This is a genomic window from Streptomyces sp. NPDC031365 (genome assembly GCF_055569765.1).
On record NZ_JBVIIM010000036.1, the window covers coordinates 1 to 16,191 of the forward strand.

Genomic DNA, 16,191 nt, shown 5'->3' on the forward strand with positions numbered 1-16,191 from the left:
CAACGTCCCTGATGGGGTCGTTTCCGCGCGGTCCCGGGCCCGCCTCCAGGCCAGGTGCCGCGTATTCGCATCCGATGCAATTGGCGTCGGTAGGAACAACGGAGCAGCTGTTAGCGCTAAGGGCTTGATCTTGGTCGCTTAGCACAGAGGTCCTGGGGTAGCGGAGACCGACCTTCCCTTGTCCTGCTTGACGAATTTGGAGCAGTCGCACTTGGTGCAGGAGCTGAGCCTGTGACCACTTCGTCAGTCGTGCAGGAGCACGAGCAGGGCATCGCTGCGGGCCTGGTGTCCGCTCGCAGCGGCTACCGGGGAATGGAGGAGGACGTCCGCCGGGAACTGCGCGAGGACTCCCCGTGCGGGTTCTCCAACAAGACGGGTCAGTCGGCCGGGCCGCGGGTCGGCCTCTCGACCAACTCGCCGAGGACCTGCTCCAGCTCACGGGCGAGCGCAGCTGCGCGCTTCGTCTTTCCCTCGATCTCAAGGTCCCCGTACGCCCAGGGCCAGGGATGCACGGCGAACAGTGCGAGCTCGAACGTGCTGCTCAGAGCGTGCAGCCCTGCGGCCAGCTCGTCGTGCTGGACGGGGTTGCCGCCGACCGTCAACCAACTTGCCGCAGCGTCCAGTTTCTTGTTCGCGTCGGTGAGGGCGCCGATGATGTCTGGCTCGCGCATCCAGGAGTCCGACCTGGGCTCTCCAGCATTGCGGGCAGTGTCGTGTGTCACGCCGCGAGCCTATCGGTGGGCGAGCTGAGGGCGGGGCATGGCGGGATGCTACCGAGATAAGGAAACGGCTTCTTACCCGGCACCTGCGGCTCGGTCACGTGAAGCCCTCCATAAGCCGATGGTCTCGTTGGGCCGCCAGCACGGCAGCCAGGGCTTCCGGCCCGATCCGGCTCAGCGCCCAGAGGCTGCTGATGTGGCGGGTTCACCGCCAGAGTGGGTCGCCCGTGTCCACAGGGGTGTGGAAGGACAGCACCTGGATGCCGTGGCCATCGAACGCCTGAGTGTCGAGGTAGCGCCAGCCGCCCGTGCCGCAGAGGTAGTGGGTGCTGCCGGTGGCCGCGGCGAGGTCGGCGAGTCTCTCTGACCGGCTCACCCGGGTCGGAATCGCGCTGCTGCGCAGTACCTCGCCGCTCCAGCCCAACGCGGTGAGCAGGGCGACCGTCGACGCCTTGGCAACGTCGGATACACGGTCGGTGTCCTCGAACTGATCGAGAACCGCGTCCAGGACGTCGCGCACCGCGGGCCAGTAGCGGCTGCAGCCGTAGTACTGGCGTGTCAACAGGCTGACGGTGCGACGGGATCGGCCGGGTTCGGCGAGCCGTGCCTGGTCGATCGATGTCGGGCGCCCGTGAGGAAGGCGGGTCGGGAGCGTGAGCCACTGCTGCCGAGCGGGCTCGTCCAGGGCCGCCAGACGAGCCCGGTGCTGGTAGTCGCGCCGGGCGAACTGGACGTCGTCGAGGACGATCCACCGGTCGGCGGCGTACAGCTTGGCCAGCGTGGAAAGTCGCGGGAACAGGTTCGGTTGGTGGATCGCGCACAGCCCGTCCGACGCATCGGCGCTGGGCGGCTCAGGTGCTGATGAGGCGGCTGTCGAAGCCGGCGCCCAGGAGGCGCTCGTAAGCGTCATACACATCCCCCGGTACGTCCTGCTCGACGGCGAAGCCGAGCTTCGGGTACTCGATCACCCGTTGCAGGTCGCCGACGAGCATGTCGACGACGAGCTTCTCGTCGCCGATGGACTTGATGTAGTCGTCCAACTCCAGTGGCTCGGAGGCGCAGACAACCTCCGCCTCGGGCCACAGCTTGCGGCACGTCGCGTACGAGCGGCGCTCCATGTACGGCTTGGAGATCAGCAGCAGCGACTCCACCGCGATGCCGGCCTCGGCCAGCAGCTCGCGGGAGAACGTGATGTTCTGACCAGTGTTGGCTGCCTTCGGCTCGACCAGGATCGCTTCGTCCGGTACACCCAGGCTCAGCGCATGCTCGCGGTAGTGCACCGCCTCGCCGCGCGGGAAACGGGCCCGGGTGGTGGGGCTGTTGCCGCCGCTGAACACCACGACTGGGAAGAGACCGGCGCGGTACAGATCGGCGGCTGCGGTGGCCACCCCGAGGTCGTGGCTACCCAGGCCGATCGCCGCCGAGCAGGGCCGCTGCTCGTGGCCCATCTGGTGGTAGTTCCAGATCAGCGTCGCGTCGTGGAACTGCTCGTCGGTGATCTGGCGCTGCTCGTGCTCCGGCACTGGCACTCCCTGGCTCATCCCTGCTGGTCCTTGCGGATGCCCTCGATGCTGCGCAGCTGGTGGCTCAGCCCGTACTGCCGGGCCACGTGTGCCGCCTGATCGAGGACGGACAGCCCATCATTCCGGGTCGCCGCATCCGACAGAAGGATGTGCCCGTACGCGGTGTCCAACCGCACCCGCTGCATCGGGGAGTCGACCGTGCCGGTCGTGCGCGCGATGCCGATGTAGTGCAGGGCCTGCTTCAGGTCGCCGGCACCGCGGTGGGCCAGGGCCAGCTTCTGGTGCGCGACCGACCAGTCCTCCGGTTCGCCCAGATCCTCGAAGGAGCGGGTGGCCTCGACCATGACGCCGGTGGCGTACTCGTTGTCGCCCTCCTTGCTCAGCGCCGTACCCACCCAGAGCCGGGCCCTGGCGCGGTCGCGCGGGCTCAAGCGCTCGTCCCCGGCGAGCAGTTCGTAGTGGCGGGCGGAGGATTCCAGCTGGCCCGACATCTCCTGGACGACAGCGAGGGACAGCTCGATCTGGGCCACCCGGCGCGGGATGTCGAGCTCGGTGAACATGCCGCGAGCGGTCAGGTAGGAGTGCCGGGCTGAGAGTGGGCCGAGGATCGCGCCCTGATCGCGCTGGAGGTCGCCAAGGAGCACGAGGGAACGGCCGTACAAATAGAGGCCCTTGTCGTCCAGTTGGTGGGGTGCACGGCTGCCCAGCCAGCGGTTCAACAGGGTTGAGGCGAAAGGGAAGTCCTGGCGGCTGATGCAGACAACAGCGCGCTCGTTGTCCTCGGTCCAGGTCTCGTAGTCCGTCGGCCGCGCGCTCTGCCGTTCAGGGAACAGCACTGTCTCGAACCGGGATTGGGAGGCGGAATCCGCCCGTGCGAGCGCAGTGTCGAGGATGGCCTGGGTGTCCGGGCGTGGCTGCGTCTCCGCGCCGAGGCTCTCCCACTTCGCAACCGTGCGCAGCGCGACACCGAGGTGCTCGGCGAAAGCGCGCATGCTCATACGCAACGCGGCGCGCAGGGCGCTCGCCTCCCGACCTGTCCACTGCTGCACGCTGACCACGGATGACCTCCCTACGTCACGTATGGAAGCACTGTCAGTGACGACGTGGGGCGGGAAGTGCAACGGAAGTACAACAGCAGGTCATTTCGAGGCCGTTCACGACGGCCGACGCTGTGGGCATGGACGACGACCTCATCACCGAACGCCGCCGCGTCGCCTTCCCCCAGGTCTTCGGCTACCTACGCCACGTCATCGGCGGGCTGTCCCGCCACGCGGCGCTCGTCGACTGCCTCACCGAGTACTGCGACCGGCACGAACTAGCCTTGTGCGGCGTCTTCACCGACCGCGACGCCACAGTGATCATCCGCTCCCCCGCCTTCGTCGGTCTGCTCGACGCGCTCGAACTCCCCGATGCCTACGGGGCCGTAGTTCCAGCTCTCAGCCACCTCGGCCCGAAGGGCCTCGGCACCGAGCGCGAGCGGCAGATAACAGCAACAGGCGCTCGTCTGATTGTGGTCCGCCCTCTCACGCCGACCACGCGATCCGCCTCTTCGCTCAGCGCAAGCCAAAGTCTTCGGCCGCAGGGAGGTGTGTGATGTCCGTGCGTGACGCGTTGCGAAGTGCGCCCATGGTGAACGACGTGCCGGGACTGCGGCTACTGAAGGTCGGCGACGGCTGGGACGTCGTGCGCACCTCGGCCGAGATCGGCCTCTTGGCTCTGGCCTACCTGCGCGGCACCGGTGCCTCCGTCGGCCCCGTGCTCTACGACAGGCCCAACGGGCGTCTCTACTACGCCGTCCCGACAGGCTCCGAAGCCAGCTGGGACGATCTGCCGGTACGGCACCTCTCCACCGACTCCTGGCTCTTCGCCCCCGGCCTGGAACTGCTCGACGGCTGGTTCGGCGGATGGTGCGAGCTACCCGACGACGACACCCTCACCGACACGCATGCCCTCCGCGCTGCTCTCCAGCACCCTTACGTCGCCACAACTCTGGAGTCGGTTCGATGACCAGCCGCGCGATCATGTGCCGCAAGCGGTGGACCCTCCAGCCCGACCGGGAACCCGACGCCGAGCCCACCACGTACGCGATGCAGTGCGCGGTCTGTGGCGAAACCTCACTGTCCGGCACCGACTTCACCGAACCGCAGAGCGGGTGTTCACGCATGGTGGCCGCAACCCCTCACACCATACGTACCGGGAGATCATCACCCGCCCGTGGAGGGCCTGGTGGAAGCCGTGAACCGCCGTGTCGCCGCCCAGGTATCCAGAGCCGCCCGCTACGCCGGACCACTGCTGATCGTGCTCGTGTCCGCCTCGTGCGGCTTCGTGATCGGCGTGGCCGCCTCGACCGCACGGCTCACGCCCTGACCCGCGCTTGGTGAAGGGACCCACCGGCCGAGCGGGCGGCCAACCTGATCGCCGCCCACCATCAGGCCCGACCAACCCCTCGCACCCACCTCGTGGAGGTCCAATGATCGAGACGAAGACCAACGGCAAGAGGCTGCGGCCCAAATCAGCTCCGCGGCTCGTGGCCAGCCCGTTTCTCGCCCAGTACCTTCTTGTCCAGCCCGGCCTGACGGCCGGCGTGCGCATCCCGGAGGTCCGCTACGAGGAGCTGCGGGCCGCGGGCGCTGAAGGCCGATCCGTCCCGGACTGGCTGGCCGACGCGGCGAGGGAAGCGTGGGGGACCGAGCTGTCCTCGTCGCCGGTCGGCGACATCGTCCTCGTCCGCGAGCGGTCGCTGTACGGGTACGGCAAGGCGTCGTGGGAGATCAACCTCGGCTGCGACTACGACTGCGAGTTCTGCTACCTCGGGGAGAAGCGGTTCGAGGGCCTGGACTGGGCCGGTAAGCAGACGCTGCTCCAGACACTGAGGGACGCCGGTGTCCTGTGGTTGCAGATCACAGGCGGTGAGGCGCTGATCGACCGCGAGTTCGGCGCGGCGTACGAGTACGCCCACCAGCTCGGGATGATGGTCCAGGTCTCATCGAACGGCTCCTCGCTGCGGAAGCAGCCGATCCGGGACCTGTTCGCCCGCCACCGGCCGTACCGACTGACTCTGAGCGTCTACGGAGCCACCGCCGAAACGTACGACAAGGTGACGCGGAATCGCGGGGCGTTCGGCCGGTTTCTGAAGGGCCTGGATGCCGCCCGCGAGGACAAGCTGCCGGTCCGCCTGAACGTGATCGTGTCGGACGGCAACGCGCACGAGACAGACGCGATGGTGCGCCTCTCGAAGTCGTACGGCTTCCCTCACCAGGTCTTCACGAACATGTCGCCCACGATCGACGGCGAGGCGAACCCCCTGGCGACGCAGGCACTGGGCCATCTCAAGGCCCGCAGCATCTTCACCGGCTGCAACGCCGGCCACACGTTCTTCCACGTCAACCCGCACGGCATCGCGTCGATCTGCAAGGTCGGCCGTGACCCGAGCGTGAACCTCATCACCGAGGGCGTCGAAGCCCTCCCCCGACTCGGCGCGGTCGCCGAGTCCCTACAGCTCCGCACCGGTGGATGCTCCGGCTGCACGAAGGTCGGCACGTGCCGCACGTGCCGGCCGCTGGCCAGGCTCTACCAGGAGGCGGGGGACCGACGAGAGCTCTACTGCCAACATGGAGGTTACGGATCATGACTCCGCCCACCGCACTCCTGACCCCGCCTCGCGAACCGGTCATGCTCACGATCGGCCGACGCCCGGCGGACAACCCGCCCAGCGCCCTGCCGGTGCCGCTGACCGCCGCGTCGATCAAGGACGACGAGTTCCAGATCATCGCCGACCTGGACGAGGCTGCCGAGGGCGCCGAGTGCAGCTGCTCGGCTGGGGACGACCAGCCGTACTAGATCCACCACGGGTGGCACCCGTGCCGCCCGCTCGTTCCACCCCCTCAGTGCCGCCCCGGCCGTACCCTGGCCAGGGCGGCATTCCCCGTACCCGAGCACCCTTGAGGAACCGCGCGTGTCCATGTCTCGCATCCCGTTCGAGCAGCTTCCCGCCGACGTCCGCCGAGCCGTCGCCGACAAGAGCGGCGCCGTTCACCAGGCGGTGACCGTGCAAGGCGGCATGAACTCCGGCATCGCCTCTGTCCTGGAGACGAACGGCGGCCGGGTCTTCGTGAAGGGCATCCCGGCCGACCATCCCCAGGTCGCTGCCCAGCGCCGCGAGGCGGCCGTCGCGCCATACCTGCCGGCATCCTGTCCCCGCTTGTACTGGCACCTGGAGTTCGGTGGTTGGAGCTTGCTCGGCTACGAGGTAATCGACGGCCGCCACGCCGACTACACGCCAGGATCGCCCGACCTGCCGCTCGTGGAAACCGCGCTTGTCGAACTGCAGGGCGTTACAGCACCCGCCGGCATTGGGATCAAGGACGCCGTCGACCGGTGGGCGGACTACGCACCGCCAGGTACGCTGCACTACTTCGAGGGCAACACTCTCCTGCACACCGACTTCGCCCCGGACAACATCCTAATCACCGGTGCCGGCGCACGACTCATCGACTGGGCCTGGCCAACGCGAGGGGCGGCCTGGATCGACCCCGGCGCACTTATCCTCCAGCTCATGGACGCCGGGCATTCCGTGGAGGAGGCCCTCGCCTTCGCAAGTCGGTTCCCGTCCTGGCGGGACGCAACGGCCGAGGCACTCGCGGCGTTCAGCTCGGCCACGGCGGCACTGTGGCGGGAGATCGCTGAAGTAGACTCGGCGCCCTGGAAGTTGGGGATGGCGGAGCAGGCGGCGACGCTCGCGTCATCCGGTGCAGGAAGCTGTAGACGCTAGGTGCTGGTAACAGGGCGGTTCAGGCGAACGCGCCAAGCTACGACGCGGGTATCGCGCACGCGGCATCAGGAGGACTCGCACGTCCCGGAGTGACGGCACGACCTGCAGCTCTGCCACCGCAACGAAGGCAAGCACCGGCTGAACCTCGACGGGAAAGCCGCATGCACTCGTCAGCGCAGCTGAGGCCCGCCGCGCCTCTGCTCGGCTCTTTCGCACGTAGGGGTACGACTGGCCGCCTATGCGAACAGAGTCATCACCCACCCAAACGCGCGCTCCGCGGTGGCGCTTCGTGTTGAAGCAGAAGGCGCCGCCCGGACCGATCAGGACGTGGTCGATGTCAACTTCCCCGGACAGGGGTATGGAGTGCAGAACTCGCCAGCCTCGCCGCGCCAGCCTCTCCAGCTCCGCTCCCACCCGGCGCTCGCCGGCCAGTCCTGCGCGCCAACTGTCCGCCTCCAGACGCCGACCGGACAGCCTGGCCAACGCCCACTGCCAGAAGCCGGGCGTCAGCTCGTCCACCTTCATCTGCAGCGCGTCTCCCGGACGGTTCCCGGCAAGATCGTCCTCAGAATGCAGTGCCTTGTGCGCTACGGGCGAAGATGAAGCAGTGAGATAGGGCGCAAGGACATCAAGTACCGCGTCCCGCTGTTCCTCAACAAGGAGCTCCAGATACCCCGTGCGGCGGTCGAACCATGCGACCTTCTTGCCGTCCGACTGATTCACGTAGAGACGGTCATGTCCGTGACGCTTCCATGCGGAGACCTGTAAGCCGCTCACGCGCCCCCCGTTTCACATCCCGTCAAAGGCCAATGACCATGTGACCAGGATCACAAACAGCGAGCAAGACAGCCTCATGTCTGCGCCGAGCAGGCTGGTGGTCGAGATCGGGCGCTTCCCAGCTGGTTCTGCAGACAGGGCGAGGGCACATCCAGGGCACATGAGCCTGGGAAACGGCGTTGACCCGCGAGAACTACCGAGAGGAGTTTTCCCAGGTCAACGCACATTCCCCTGCGAAACCCCAGGTCAGCGCCCTCCCGCCCCCCAATCGCTGCACGAGTGGCAGGACTTCTCACACCGGCTGCATGAGGCGGGGCATCAGCCCTACTGCCTGGTGTGGCCCTGAGCCGGGTGCTTCCCGGGGTGGGAGCTGCCCGCGGGCTCGACCGCGTCCCGGAGCCGCCCTCCTGAGCGATGGCCGACGCGGACAGCGGTCCACGGTGTGGTGAACGCGCCAGCCACGGAGACGGCGGCCAGGACTGCGAAGAGGTGGCCGTAACCGCCGAGTTGGCCCGCGAGTGCGGCTCCGGCGAACGGTGCGAGGGCGGCGGCGGTGGTCGCGGGGGCCGCGAGCAGTCCGGAAAGCCTGCCGTAGTGGGTGGCGCCCCAGCGGTCGGTGACGGCGGTGGCCTGGAGCAGGGTGAGATTGCCCCGGACCGTCCCGGCCACGATCGACACGGTGACCAGCAGGGCGTACGGGCCGGGTACGACGGCGAAGGCCGCGGTGGTGAGGCCGCCGAGAACGATCAGAATCGCCGTGCGGGCGGTCACGGCGGTGCGACGGGCCAGGGAAGCGTACAGAGTGCGGCCGAGGGTCTGACCGGCGCCGCCGAGTCCGAGGGCCCAGGCGGCCTGATGAGCGGTGTACCCCCGCTCCAGGAGGAGCGGGACGAGGGCGACGACAACGGCGTACATCGCGAAGGCCGACAGCGTGAAGGCGGCGGCGAGCAGGAGAAACGGCCTGCTGCGTCCGACATCGGCGGCGCCTGCGGTCGTATGCGGGGGACCGGCTGGGGCTTCGGGCCAGGGCGCGCGCAGCGCCAGTGCGTGGGCGGGGACGGTGACGAGGGCGAGCACGGCGGCGAGCACCAGGTAGGTGTGGCGCCAGGAGAGGTGGTCGGCGAGCAGGGCGGTCAGCGGCGCGAAGACGGTGGAGGCCAGACCGCCGGCGAGGGTGACGACGGTCAGGGCCCGGATGTGGTCGGGGGCCCACCAGCGGGTGAGGGCGGCGAAGGCCGGCTGGTAGAAGGTCGCCGCCATCGCGAGTCCGGCGCACGCCCAGCCGGCGAAGAAGACGGGCAGGTTGGGGGCCGCCGCGACCACCAGGAGGCTGACGGCGCCGAGCGCCGAGCCGGTCGTCATGACGGCGCGCGGGCCACGCCGGTCGAGGACGCGCCCGACGCGGATTCCGGCGAGCGCGGAGACGAGGAGACCGAGCGAGAACGCCGCCGTGGTCGCTCCGGCCGGCCAGCCCGTCGTCTGCGTGATCCGCGGGTTGAGGACGGGAAAGGCGTAGTAGACGATGCCCCAGCTCACGATCTGCGTCAGGCAGAGGGCGGGCAGGGCGGCGCGGGGCCGCGACCGGTCCGCCGTTCCGGTCGCGGCCCCGCCGTCGCGGGGGTCGATGCCGGTCACGAGCCGCAGCAGCCACCCGCCGGAGACTCCTCTGCCGCCGCACCGACCGCCGTGGGCACGGCGAGCGGGACGAACTGCGGTTCGGGCGCGGCACAGCAGCCGCCGGCCTGCTGGGTGTCGGGGGTGTCGAACAGTCCCGCGCCGCCGCAGACTCCGCTCTCGGGGAGGGTGAGTTCGACGCGGTCGGCGGCGTCGAAGTCGCCGGCGATCGCGGCGACGACGGAGCGGACCTGCTCGTACCCGGTCATCGCGAGGAAGGTCGGTGCGCGGCCGTAGGACTTCATGCCGACCAGGTAGATGCCCTGATCGGGGTGGGAGAGCTCGCGGTGGCCGTGCGGGTAAACGGTGCCGCAGGAGTGCTGGTTGGGGTCGATGAGCGGGGCGAGTTCCACCGGGGCCTGGAGGCGGTCGTCGAGACGGAGGCGGACCTCGGAGAGGAAGGAGAGGTCGGGACGGAAGCCGGTCAGCACGATGACCTCGTCCACCGGGTCGAGGCGGCGGCCGTCCTCGCCCACCAGGACCAGGCGTCCGTCGCCGTCGCGTTCGAGCTTCTCGGTACGGAAGCCGGTGACCGCGTCGGCGTGGCCGTCGTCGACGGCGGCCTTCGCCGCGAGGCCGAGCGCGCCGCGGGCGGGAAGCTGGTCGGCTTCGCCGCCGCCGAAGGTCGAACCGGAGATGCCCCGCCGCAGGATCCACACCGCGTGCGTCCCCGTGCCGTCCTCGGACTCGGCCAGGTCGGCGAGGTAGGCGAGCGCGGTGAAGGCGGAGGCGCCGGAGCCGATGACCGCGGTCCGCCTGCCCGCGTAACGGGCACGGACGGTCGGGTTCTTCAGATCCGGCACGCGGTAGGTGATCCGGTCGGCGGCGGCCTTCTCGCCGAGGGCGGGCAGGCCGTCGCCGCCGGCCGGGGACGGAGCGGTCCAGGTGCCGGACGCGTCGATCACGGCGCGCGCGCGGATCCGCTCCTCGCCGCCGTCGGCGTGGGCGACGTGGACGACGAAGGGCTGGGTCTCGCGGTCGGCGTCGACGATCCGGTCGCGGCCGGCCCGGGAGACGCCGGTGACCGTGGCGCCGGTGCGGACCTTGTCGCCGAGGGCGTCGGCGAGCGGCTGGAGGTACTGCTCGGCCCAGTCACCGCCGGACGGGTACGCCGCCGGGTCGGGCCTCGTCCAGCCGGTGGGGGCGAGGAGCTTCTCGGCGGCCGGGTCGACGACTTCGGCCCAGGTCGAGAACAGGCGTACGTGGCTCCACTCGCGGACGGCCGCACCGGCACGGTCACCGGCTTCCAGGACGAGGGGCTCGATACCGCGCTCGACCAGGTGGGCGGCGGCGGCGAGTCCGGCGGGGCCGGCCCCGATGACGACGACGGGCAGCTGCTGGGTGCTCATGGTGCTCGGTCTCCTTGAGGGGCGAAGGGGTCAGCGCGCGTAGGTGAGGGCGGTCAGCCGGGTGTGCTGCCGACGTGCGGCCGCTCGGGTGGCGCCGTCGCTGACCTGGGCGCAACTGTCGCAGAAGCTGACGCCGGCCAGGTGGCGGGCGGCGCGGCGGGCCCGGGCCGCGGTGAGCGCGGTGCGGAGGGTGGTGGTCACAACGGCTCCCTGCTTCGATATCTGTCGATATCTTTCGATACGCCGGAGCTTGCCACCCGTATCGACGAGTGTCAACATAGACGCATGTCGAAATCAGAGGTCGTGGAACTGCCCGTCCTGCGGGAGGCCAGTGCGGTGCCGTGCTGCCCGCCGATCACGGCCGGGGAACTGTCCCGGGCGGACGCGGAGAAGATGGCCCTCATGTTCAAGGCGCTGTCGGACCCGGTGCGTCTGCGACTGTTCTCGAAGATCGCTTCCCACCCGGGCGGGGAGGCGTGCGTGTGCGACGTCGCCGATGTCGGCGTTTCCCAGCCGACCGTCTCCCACCACCTCAAGAAGCTGCGCGAGGCCGGTCTGCTGACCTCCGAGCGGCGCGGCACCTGGGTCTACTACCAGGTCGCCCCGTCGGTGGTGGCGGCCATGTCCGCCATGCTCGACCTGCGCGGCTGACCCCCACCCGGGCCGGGGCGGCTGACCCCCACCCGGGTCGGGGCGGCGGTCAGCCGCCGCAGTCGGGCGGGCAGCAGCGCACCAGGTACTCCTTGAGCGCTTCCACGCGGTGGGCGCCATGGTGGCGCCGTCGGCGCGGTAGAAGACCTGCTTGCCCTCCTTGCGGGACACGACCAGGCCGCCGCGGCGCAGCAGACTCAGATGCTCGGACGCCCTCGACGGCTTGAGGCCGCACCGCTCGGCGATCTCCCCGACGGTCAGCTCGCGCCCGCCGGCACCGGGGAACCGGTCGAGGCGATCATCTGGGCCACCGGATACCGCTTCACCTATCCCTACCTGAGCGGAAGCGGCGTCCTGGCCTCCGACGGCCGGCCGCGACACCAGGGCGGCATCGCCACGGTTCCCGGGCTCGGGTTCGTCGGCATCGAAATCCAGCGCAGCTTCTCCTCCAACACCCTGCGCGGCGTGGGACGCGACGCCGCGCACGTGCTGTCCCGGCTCAGTCGCTCCCGCCGACTCGTGGGATGTCCGGCTGACGTGCGATCCGGTGGACGGCGTCGCGCGCGGTGCGGCCCACGCCGATGAGGGTGGCGGAGGCGGGTCCGGTCCAGTCGCCGTAGCCGAGCAGGTGCAGCCGGGGTTCACCGACCGCCTGGGTCCCGGCGGTCGCGACGTGGCCGCGCGGGCCGCGCAGCCCGAGCGGGGCGAGGTGGGCCAGGGCGGGCCGGAAGCCGGTGCACCAGATGACCGCGTCCGCGTCCGAACGGCTCCCGTCGTCCCACTCGACGCCGGTGGCGGTGAGCCGGCGGAACATCGGGCGGGCTCGCAGGAGTCCGGCGTCACGGGCGGCACGGACGGGCGGGACGGCGACGACGTCTCCGAGTGAGGCGACCCCGCCCGTGTCGCGGCGGCCTTCGTCGAGGGCGCGGCGGCGGGCGGTGGCGACGTCGAACAGGGCACGGCCGTCGACGTCGTCGGGGAGGAAGCGGGGCGGACGCCGGGTCACCCACGTCGCCCCGACGCGACCGTCCAGGGCGAGGTCGGCTGCGATCTGGGCGCCGGAGTTCCCTCCGCCGACCACAAGGACGTGCTGACCGGCGAAGTCGCCCGGGCGGCGGTAGTTCACCGTGTGCAGTTGCCGGCCCGTGAAGTCCTCGCTGCCGGCGACGGTGGGGACGAGGGGCCGCGACCACGTGCCGGTGGCACTGATGACCGCCCGGGCCCGCCAGGTGCCGGAGTCGGCCTCCACCAGGAGCCGGTCGCCGTCGCGGTGCACGGCCCCGACCCGGCTGCTGTGCTGGACGGGCAGGTCGTAGCGCTTCTCGTAGTCGGTGAGGTAGTCCACCACATGCCCGGCGTCGGGGTAGGTCTCGCCGGGCTGGGCGGGCATGAGCCGGCCGGGCAGGGAGGAGTGGTCGGCCGGGGAGAACAGGTGCAGCGAGTCCCACATGTGCTGCCAGGCCCCGCCCGGTGCCGGGTCGGCGTCGAGAACGGTGAAGTCGGTGCCCTGGCGACGCAGGTGGTAGCCGGCGGCGAGCCCTGCCTGGCCGCCGCCGACCACCAGCACGTCCGTGTGCCGCGTCATGAATCGGGCTGGGCGGCCGCGAACCTGCGGCGCCAGGCCAGGGAGACGTAGACCAGCGCGACGAGCACGGGGACCTCGATGAGCGGGCCGACCACGCCGGAGAGGGCCTGGCCGGAGGTGACGCCGAAGGTGGCGATGGCGACCGCGATGGCCAGCTCGAAGTTGTTGCCGGCCGCGGTGAAGGCGAGCGTGGCGGTGCGGTCGTACGCCAGGCCGATCGCCTTGCCGAGGGCGAAGGTGCCGAACCACATCACCGCGAAGTACACCAGCAGCGGCAGTGCGATGCGCACCACGTCGAGCGGCTGCGAGGTGATCGTCTTCCCCTGGAGGGCGAAGAGGACGACGATCGTGAAGAGCAGGCCGTACAGCGCCCAGGGGCCGATCCTCGGCAGGAACTTCTGCTCGTAGCTCTCGCGGCCCATCCTCTTCTCGCCCGTGCGGCGGGTGAGGAAGCCCGCGAGCAGCGGGACGCCGAGGAAGATGACGACGTTCAGGGCGATCTTCCACATCGAGATGTCCAGGTGCTCACCGTCGCCCAGGCCCAGCCAGCCGGGCAGCAGGTCGAGGTAGAACCAGCCCAGCAGACCGAACGCCAGGACCTGGAACACCGAGTTCAGCGCGACGAGCACGGCCGCGGCCTCGCGGTCGCCGCAGGCGAGGTCGTTCCAGATGATGACCATCGCGATGCAGCGGGCCAGGCCGACGATGATCAGGCCGGTGCGGTACTCGGGCAGGTCCGGCAGGAAGATCCACGCCAGGGCGAACATCACCGCGGGTCCGAGGATCCAGTTGATGACCAGGGACGAGATCATCAGCTTCCGGTCGCCGGTGACGGCATCCAGCCTGTCGTAGCGGACCTTCGCCAGGACCGGGTACATCATGACCAGCAGGCCGAGCGCGATGGGCAGGGAGATGCCGCCGATCTCCACCTTCGCCAGGGCGTCGTTCAGGCCGGGGATCACCCGCCCGAGGGCGAGGCCGACGGCCATGGCGATCAGGATCCATACGGCGAGGAAGCGGTCGAGCGTCGACAGCTTCGCGACGACGGAGGAATCCTCGCCGAGGCCGGTCGCGGGTGCTTCGGTGCGGGTCACGGGCAGGCCCTCTTGTTGTCGGCGGCGTTACGGGCGGATTCGGCCAGGTCGGCGAACTGCCCGGCGAGCGAGGCGATGACGTCGGGGCGCAGCTTGTAGTACGTGTACCGGCCGCACGGCTCGGTCTCGACGACCCCGGCCTCGCGCAGGACTCTCAGGTGGTTGGAGAGATTGGTCTGCCGGGCACCGGTCTCCTCGACGAGGTGGGTGGTGCACAGCGTCTCGCGGGCGAGCAGGGTCACGATCCGGAGCCTGAGCGGGTCGGCCAGCACCCGGATCAGATCAGTGTCGACTGACGTCATCATGGACTGATACTGTCACATCACCCGGCGCTGATACCAGCCGGAGCCGGCCTCCAGGCCCGTCGAAAGGGTCTTCCATGTCCACCGCTCCCTCTCCCGCCCTGCCCGACGAGCGCCTTGCCGCCGGTGCGGCCCGCCTCGCCACTCGGCACGCCGGCCGCTTCGCCGTGGAGACCGTGCAGCGACTGCTCGGGGACTCCTACCAGCGCCTGGCCGCCACCGCGCGGGTCACCACGCACCTGGTGGTGCTGGCCGAGCGTTTCACCGCCGAGCGCCTCGACGCCCTCGCGCACGCCCAGGGCGCGCCGGGAGCCGGGCTGCCGCGGGTGCTGTTCGTGTGCAGCCACAGGGCGCTCCCAGCTCGCCGCCGCGCTCCTGCGGCAGCGCGCGGGCGGCCGGGTCACCGTCTCCTCGGCGGGCACCCACCCCGGGCCCGGGATCAGGCCGTACATCGCTCAGGTCCTCACCGAGGCAGGCGCCGATCCGGCGGGGACGTTCCCCAAGCCGCTGACCGACGAGGTCGTACGGGCCGCCGACATCGTCATCACCATGGGCTGCGGCGACGCCTGCCCGATCGTGCCCGGCCGCCGTTACCTGGACTGGCCGGTGGCCGACCCCGACGGTGCTCCCCTCGGAGCCGTCCGCCGGATCCGCGACGACCTCGACCTCCGCATCACCGACCTGCTCGCCGGCCTGCCGGGCACCTGAACCCCGCGCCACCCGCCACCACTTCGTGAAGGAAGAACGCATGTCCTCCGCTCCGCTCGCCTCCGTGCTGTTCGTCTGCGTCCACAACGCCGGCCGCTCCCAGATGGCCGCCGGGTTCCTCCAGCACCTCGCGGGCGACCGCGTCGAGGTCCGCTCCGCGGGTTCCGTCCCCGGCGACCGGGTCAACCCGGCCGCCGTGGAGGCGATGAAGGAAGTCGGTGTCGACATCACCGGCGCCAAGCCGAAGATCCTCACGACCGAGGCCGTCCAGGCGTCCGACTACGTCATCACCATGGGCTGCGGCGACGCCTGCCCAGTCTTCCCCGGCAAGAAGTACCTCGACTGGGCCCTGGAGGACCCGGCCGGCAAGGGCGTCGACGCCGTCCGGCCCATCCGGGACGAGATCAGGACCCGCGTCGAGGCCCTCATCGCCGAGATCGACGCGTAGCAGGAAGCGCGGCCTCGTTGACGTGCTCCCTGCGACACTCCGTTCGGGGCCCCCGATCGGACCGTCGCACCTGCCGCTCCCGCAAGCGGTCCGTACGATGGGCGCGTGACGACCAGGAGCACCCGATCAAGCAGCCGCCCGGCCGGGCGGCTGCTCGTGCTGCTGGTCATGGCGGTGCTGACCGGCGTGCTGGGCATGCACGGCATCACCCCCGGAGCGGTCCCGGTGGCCACGGATGCCGGCCACGGCACCATGGTGATGGGCGCGGCGGACGGCGTGGCGCACGGGGGCGGGGACTGCGCGCACGACGACGGTGGACCGCGTCATCTCGCCCACGCCGACGGGACGTGCGCGGCTGCCGGAACCGGTTCGGCGTACACGCCGCCCGCGCTGACCGACGCCCCGCTGGACGCTCCCCCGGCCCTGTCGCCCCCTGCGGCGTCCTCGGGGTCGCCTCACGAGGGCCGGGCGCCGCCCGACCTCTCCGAACTGCAGCTCCTGCGGATATAGAGCAGCCCGCCCGGCATCCCGGAGCCCGGTGTTCTCCGGTGACGGGTGCCGTGCTTCCGCGTGCTCCGACATCCGTTCCC

21 protein-coding genes and 3 pseudogenes are annotated in these 16,191 nt (G+C 70.4%); 12 read left to right on the forward strand and 12 right to left on the reverse strand.

What is annotated here, in order from left to right; translation table 11 throughout:
* Positions 1 to 377: 377 nt before the first annotated feature.
* The 4 genes from ACZ5C2_RS33945 to ACZ5C2_RS33960 all read right to left on the reverse strand — a co-directional run bounded on the left by ACZ5C2_RS33945 (position 378) and on the right by ACZ5C2_RS33960 (position 3,300).
* Entirely contained in the window at positions 378 to 722 is a 345-nt protein-coding gene (locus ACZ5C2_RS33945; RefSeq protein ID WP_468799929.1) for a hypothetical protein, read from the reverse strand.
* Between the two features lie 202 nt (positions 723 to 924).
* A complete protein-coding gene (locus ACZ5C2_RS33950; protein ID WP_468799931.1) occupies positions 925 to 1,629 on the reverse strand; it encodes a WbqC family protein in 705 nt (234 codons plus the stop codon).
* Entirely contained in the window at positions 1,571 to 2,260 is a 690-nt protein-coding gene (locus ACZ5C2_RS33955; RefSeq protein WP_468799933.1) for a YdcF family protein, read from the reverse strand. The genes ACZ5C2_RS33950 and ACZ5C2_RS33955 overlap by 59 nt, the downstream gene beginning before the upstream one ends.
* Positions 2,257 to 3,300 carry a helix-turn-helix domain-containing protein gene (locus ACZ5C2_RS33960; RefSeq protein WP_468799935.1) on the reverse strand — a complete coding sequence of 348 codons (1,044 nt, stop codon included), beginning with the start codon at positions 3,298 to 3,300 and terminating at the stop codon, positions 2,257 to 2,259. Before ACZ5C2_RS33960 ends, ACZ5C2_RS33955 begins: the two co-directional genes overlap by 4 nt.
* Positions 3,301 to 3,419: 119 nt before the next feature.
* On the opposite strand from ACZ5C2_RS33960, the gene ACZ5C2_RS33965 reads away from it, so the two are divergent.
* The 7 genes and pseudogenes from ACZ5C2_RS33965 (at position 3,420) to ACZ5C2_RS33995 (ending at position 7,013) form a co-directional block, all read left to right on the forward strand.
* Complete coding sequence (locus ACZ5C2_RS33965) at positions 3,420 to 3,836, forward strand: hypothetical protein (protein ID WP_468799936.1); 417 nt, start codon at positions 3,420 to 3,422, stop codon at positions 3,834 to 3,836.
* Positions 3,836 to 4,249: a hypothetical protein gene (locus ACZ5C2_RS33970; protein ID WP_468799937.1), complete on the forward strand. Its 414-nt coding sequence runs from the start codon at positions 3,836 to 3,838 to the stop codon at positions 4,247 to 4,249. Before ACZ5C2_RS33965 ends, ACZ5C2_RS33970 begins: the two co-directional genes overlap by 1 nt.
* Positions 4,250 to 4,263: 14 nt before the next feature.
* Positions 4,264 to 4,481 (forward strand): annotated as a pseudogene (locus tag ACZ5C2_RS33975) (DUF7848 domain-containing protein).
* On the forward strand, positions 4,469 to 4,609 hold the full coding sequence (locus tag ACZ5C2_RS33980; RefSeq protein WP_468799939.1) for a hypothetical protein: 141 nt from the start codon (positions 4,469 to 4,471) through the stop codon (positions 4,607 to 4,609). The pseudogene ACZ5C2_RS33975 and the gene ACZ5C2_RS33980 overlap by 13 nt, the downstream one beginning before the upstream one ends.
* Before the next feature lie 103 nt (positions 4,610 to 4,712).
* Positions 4,713 to 5,873: a radical SAM protein gene (locus tag ACZ5C2_RS33985; RefSeq protein ID WP_468799941.1), complete on the forward strand. Its 1,161-nt coding sequence runs from the start codon at positions 4,713 to 4,715 to the stop codon at positions 5,871 to 5,873.
* Positions 5,870 to 6,082 carry a hypothetical protein gene (locus tag ACZ5C2_RS33990; RefSeq protein ID WP_468799943.1) on the forward strand — a complete coding sequence of 71 codons (213 nt, stop codon included), beginning with the start codon at positions 5,870 to 5,872 and terminating at the stop codon, positions 6,080 to 6,082. The genes ACZ5C2_RS33985 and ACZ5C2_RS33990 overlap by 4 nt, the downstream gene beginning before the upstream one ends.
* A gap of 121 nt (positions 6,083 to 6,203) precedes the next feature.
* The gene (locus tag ACZ5C2_RS33995; protein ID WP_468800071.1) at positions 6,204 to 7,013 is read left to right on the forward strand and encodes a phosphotransferase family protein; all 810 of its coding nucleotides are present in this window, start codon (positions 6,204 to 6,206) and stop codon (positions 7,011 to 7,013) included.
* Here ACZ5C2_RS33995 and ACZ5C2_RS34000 read toward each other — a convergent pair.
* The 4 genes from ACZ5C2_RS34000 to ACZ5C2_RS34015 all read right to left on the reverse strand — a co-directional run bounded on the left by ACZ5C2_RS34000 (position 6,984) and on the right by ACZ5C2_RS34015 (position 11,014).
* Entirely contained in the window at positions 6,984 to 7,790 is an 807-nt protein-coding gene (locus ACZ5C2_RS34000) for a nuclease-related domain-containing protein (RefSeq protein ID WP_468799945.1), read from the reverse strand. The genes ACZ5C2_RS33995 and ACZ5C2_RS34000 overlap by 30 nt on opposite strands.
* Before the next feature lie 324 nt (positions 7,791 to 8,114).
* Complete coding sequence (locus tag ACZ5C2_RS34005) at positions 8,115 to 9,425, reverse strand: MFS transporter (protein WP_468799947.1); 1,311 nt, start codon at positions 9,423 to 9,425, stop codon at positions 8,115 to 8,117.
* The gene (locus tag ACZ5C2_RS34010; protein WP_468799949.1) at positions 9,422 to 10,813 is read right to left on the reverse strand and encodes an NAD(P)-binding domain-containing protein; all 1,392 of its coding nucleotides are present in this window, start codon (positions 10,811 to 10,813) and stop codon (positions 9,422 to 9,424) included. Before ACZ5C2_RS34010 ends, ACZ5C2_RS34005 begins: the two co-directional genes overlap by 4 nt.
* A 30-nt stretch (positions 10,814 to 10,843) precedes the next feature.
* Complete coding sequence (locus tag ACZ5C2_RS34015; protein ID WP_468799951.1) at positions 10,844 to 11,014, reverse strand: hypothetical protein; 171 nt, start codon at positions 11,012 to 11,014, stop codon at positions 10,844 to 10,846.
* Between the two features lie 84 nt (positions 11,015 to 11,098).
* Here ACZ5C2_RS34015 and ACZ5C2_RS34020 point away from each other — a divergent pair, with 84 nt between their 5' ends.
* Positions 11,099 to 11,464: an ArsR/SmtB family transcription factor gene (locus ACZ5C2_RS34020; RefSeq protein WP_468799953.1), complete on the forward strand. Its 366-nt coding sequence runs from the start codon at positions 11,099 to 11,101 to the stop codon at positions 11,462 to 11,464.
* A gap of 216 nt (positions 11,465 to 11,680) precedes the next feature.
* Here the strand turns inward: ACZ5C2_RS34020 and ACZ5C2_RS34025 are convergent.
* The 4 genes and pseudogenes from ACZ5C2_RS34025 to ACZ5C2_RS34040 all read right to left on the reverse strand — a co-directional run.
* A pseudogene (locus tag ACZ5C2_RS34025) lies at positions 11,681 to 11,950 on the reverse strand (hypothetical protein); the annotation flags it as partial.
* A gap of 13 nt (positions 11,951 to 11,963) precedes the next feature.
* On the reverse strand, positions 11,964 to 13,049 hold the full coding sequence (locus ACZ5C2_RS34030) for an ArsO family NAD(P)H-dependent flavin-containing monooxygenase (RefSeq protein ID WP_468799955.1): 1,086 nt from the start codon (positions 13,047 to 13,049) through the stop codon (positions 11,964 to 11,966).
* On the reverse strand, positions 13,046 to 14,143 hold the full coding sequence (gene arsB / locus ACZ5C2_RS34035) for an ACR3 family arsenite efflux transporter (RefSeq protein WP_468799957.1): 1,098 nt from the start codon (positions 14,141 to 14,143) through the stop codon (positions 13,046 to 13,048). Before arsB ends, ACZ5C2_RS34030 begins: the two co-directional genes overlap by 4 nt.
* Complete coding sequence (locus ACZ5C2_RS34040; RefSeq protein WP_468799959.1) at positions 14,140 to 14,448, reverse strand: ArsR/SmtB family transcription factor; 309 nt, start codon at positions 14,446 to 14,448, stop codon at positions 14,140 to 14,142. Before ACZ5C2_RS34040 ends, arsB begins: the two co-directional genes overlap by 4 nt.
* A 74-nt stretch (positions 14,449 to 14,522) precedes the next feature.
* Here ACZ5C2_RS34040 and ACZ5C2_RS34045 point away from each other — a divergent pair.
* The 4 genes and pseudogenes from ACZ5C2_RS34045 to ACZ5C2_RS34060 form a co-directional block, all read left to right on the forward strand.
* Positions 14,523 to 14,675, forward strand: a pseudogene (locus ACZ5C2_RS34045) (arsenate reductase ArsC); the annotation flags it as partial.
* Positions 14,676 to 14,820: 145 nt separating this feature from the next.
* Positions 14,821 to 15,153 carry an arsenate-mycothiol transferase ArsC gene (locus tag ACZ5C2_RS34050; RefSeq protein WP_468800073.1) on the forward strand — a complete coding sequence of 111 codons (333 nt, stop codon included), beginning with the start codon at positions 14,821 to 14,823 and terminating at the stop codon, positions 15,151 to 15,153.
* 40 nt (positions 15,154 to 15,193) lie between these two features.
* A complete protein-coding gene (locus ACZ5C2_RS34055) occupies positions 15,194 to 15,601 on the forward strand; it encodes an arsenate reductase ArsC (protein WP_468799961.1) in 408 nt (135 codons plus the stop codon).
* A 168-nt stretch (positions 15,602 to 15,769) separates the two neighbouring features.
* Positions 15,770 to 16,111 (forward strand): DUF6153 family protein, encoded by a 342-nt coding sequence (locus ACZ5C2_RS34060; RefSeq protein ID WP_468800075.1) that lies wholly within the window; start codon positions 15,770 to 15,772, stop codon positions 16,109 to 16,111.
* Positions 16,112 to 16,191: the final 80 nt, after the last annotated feature.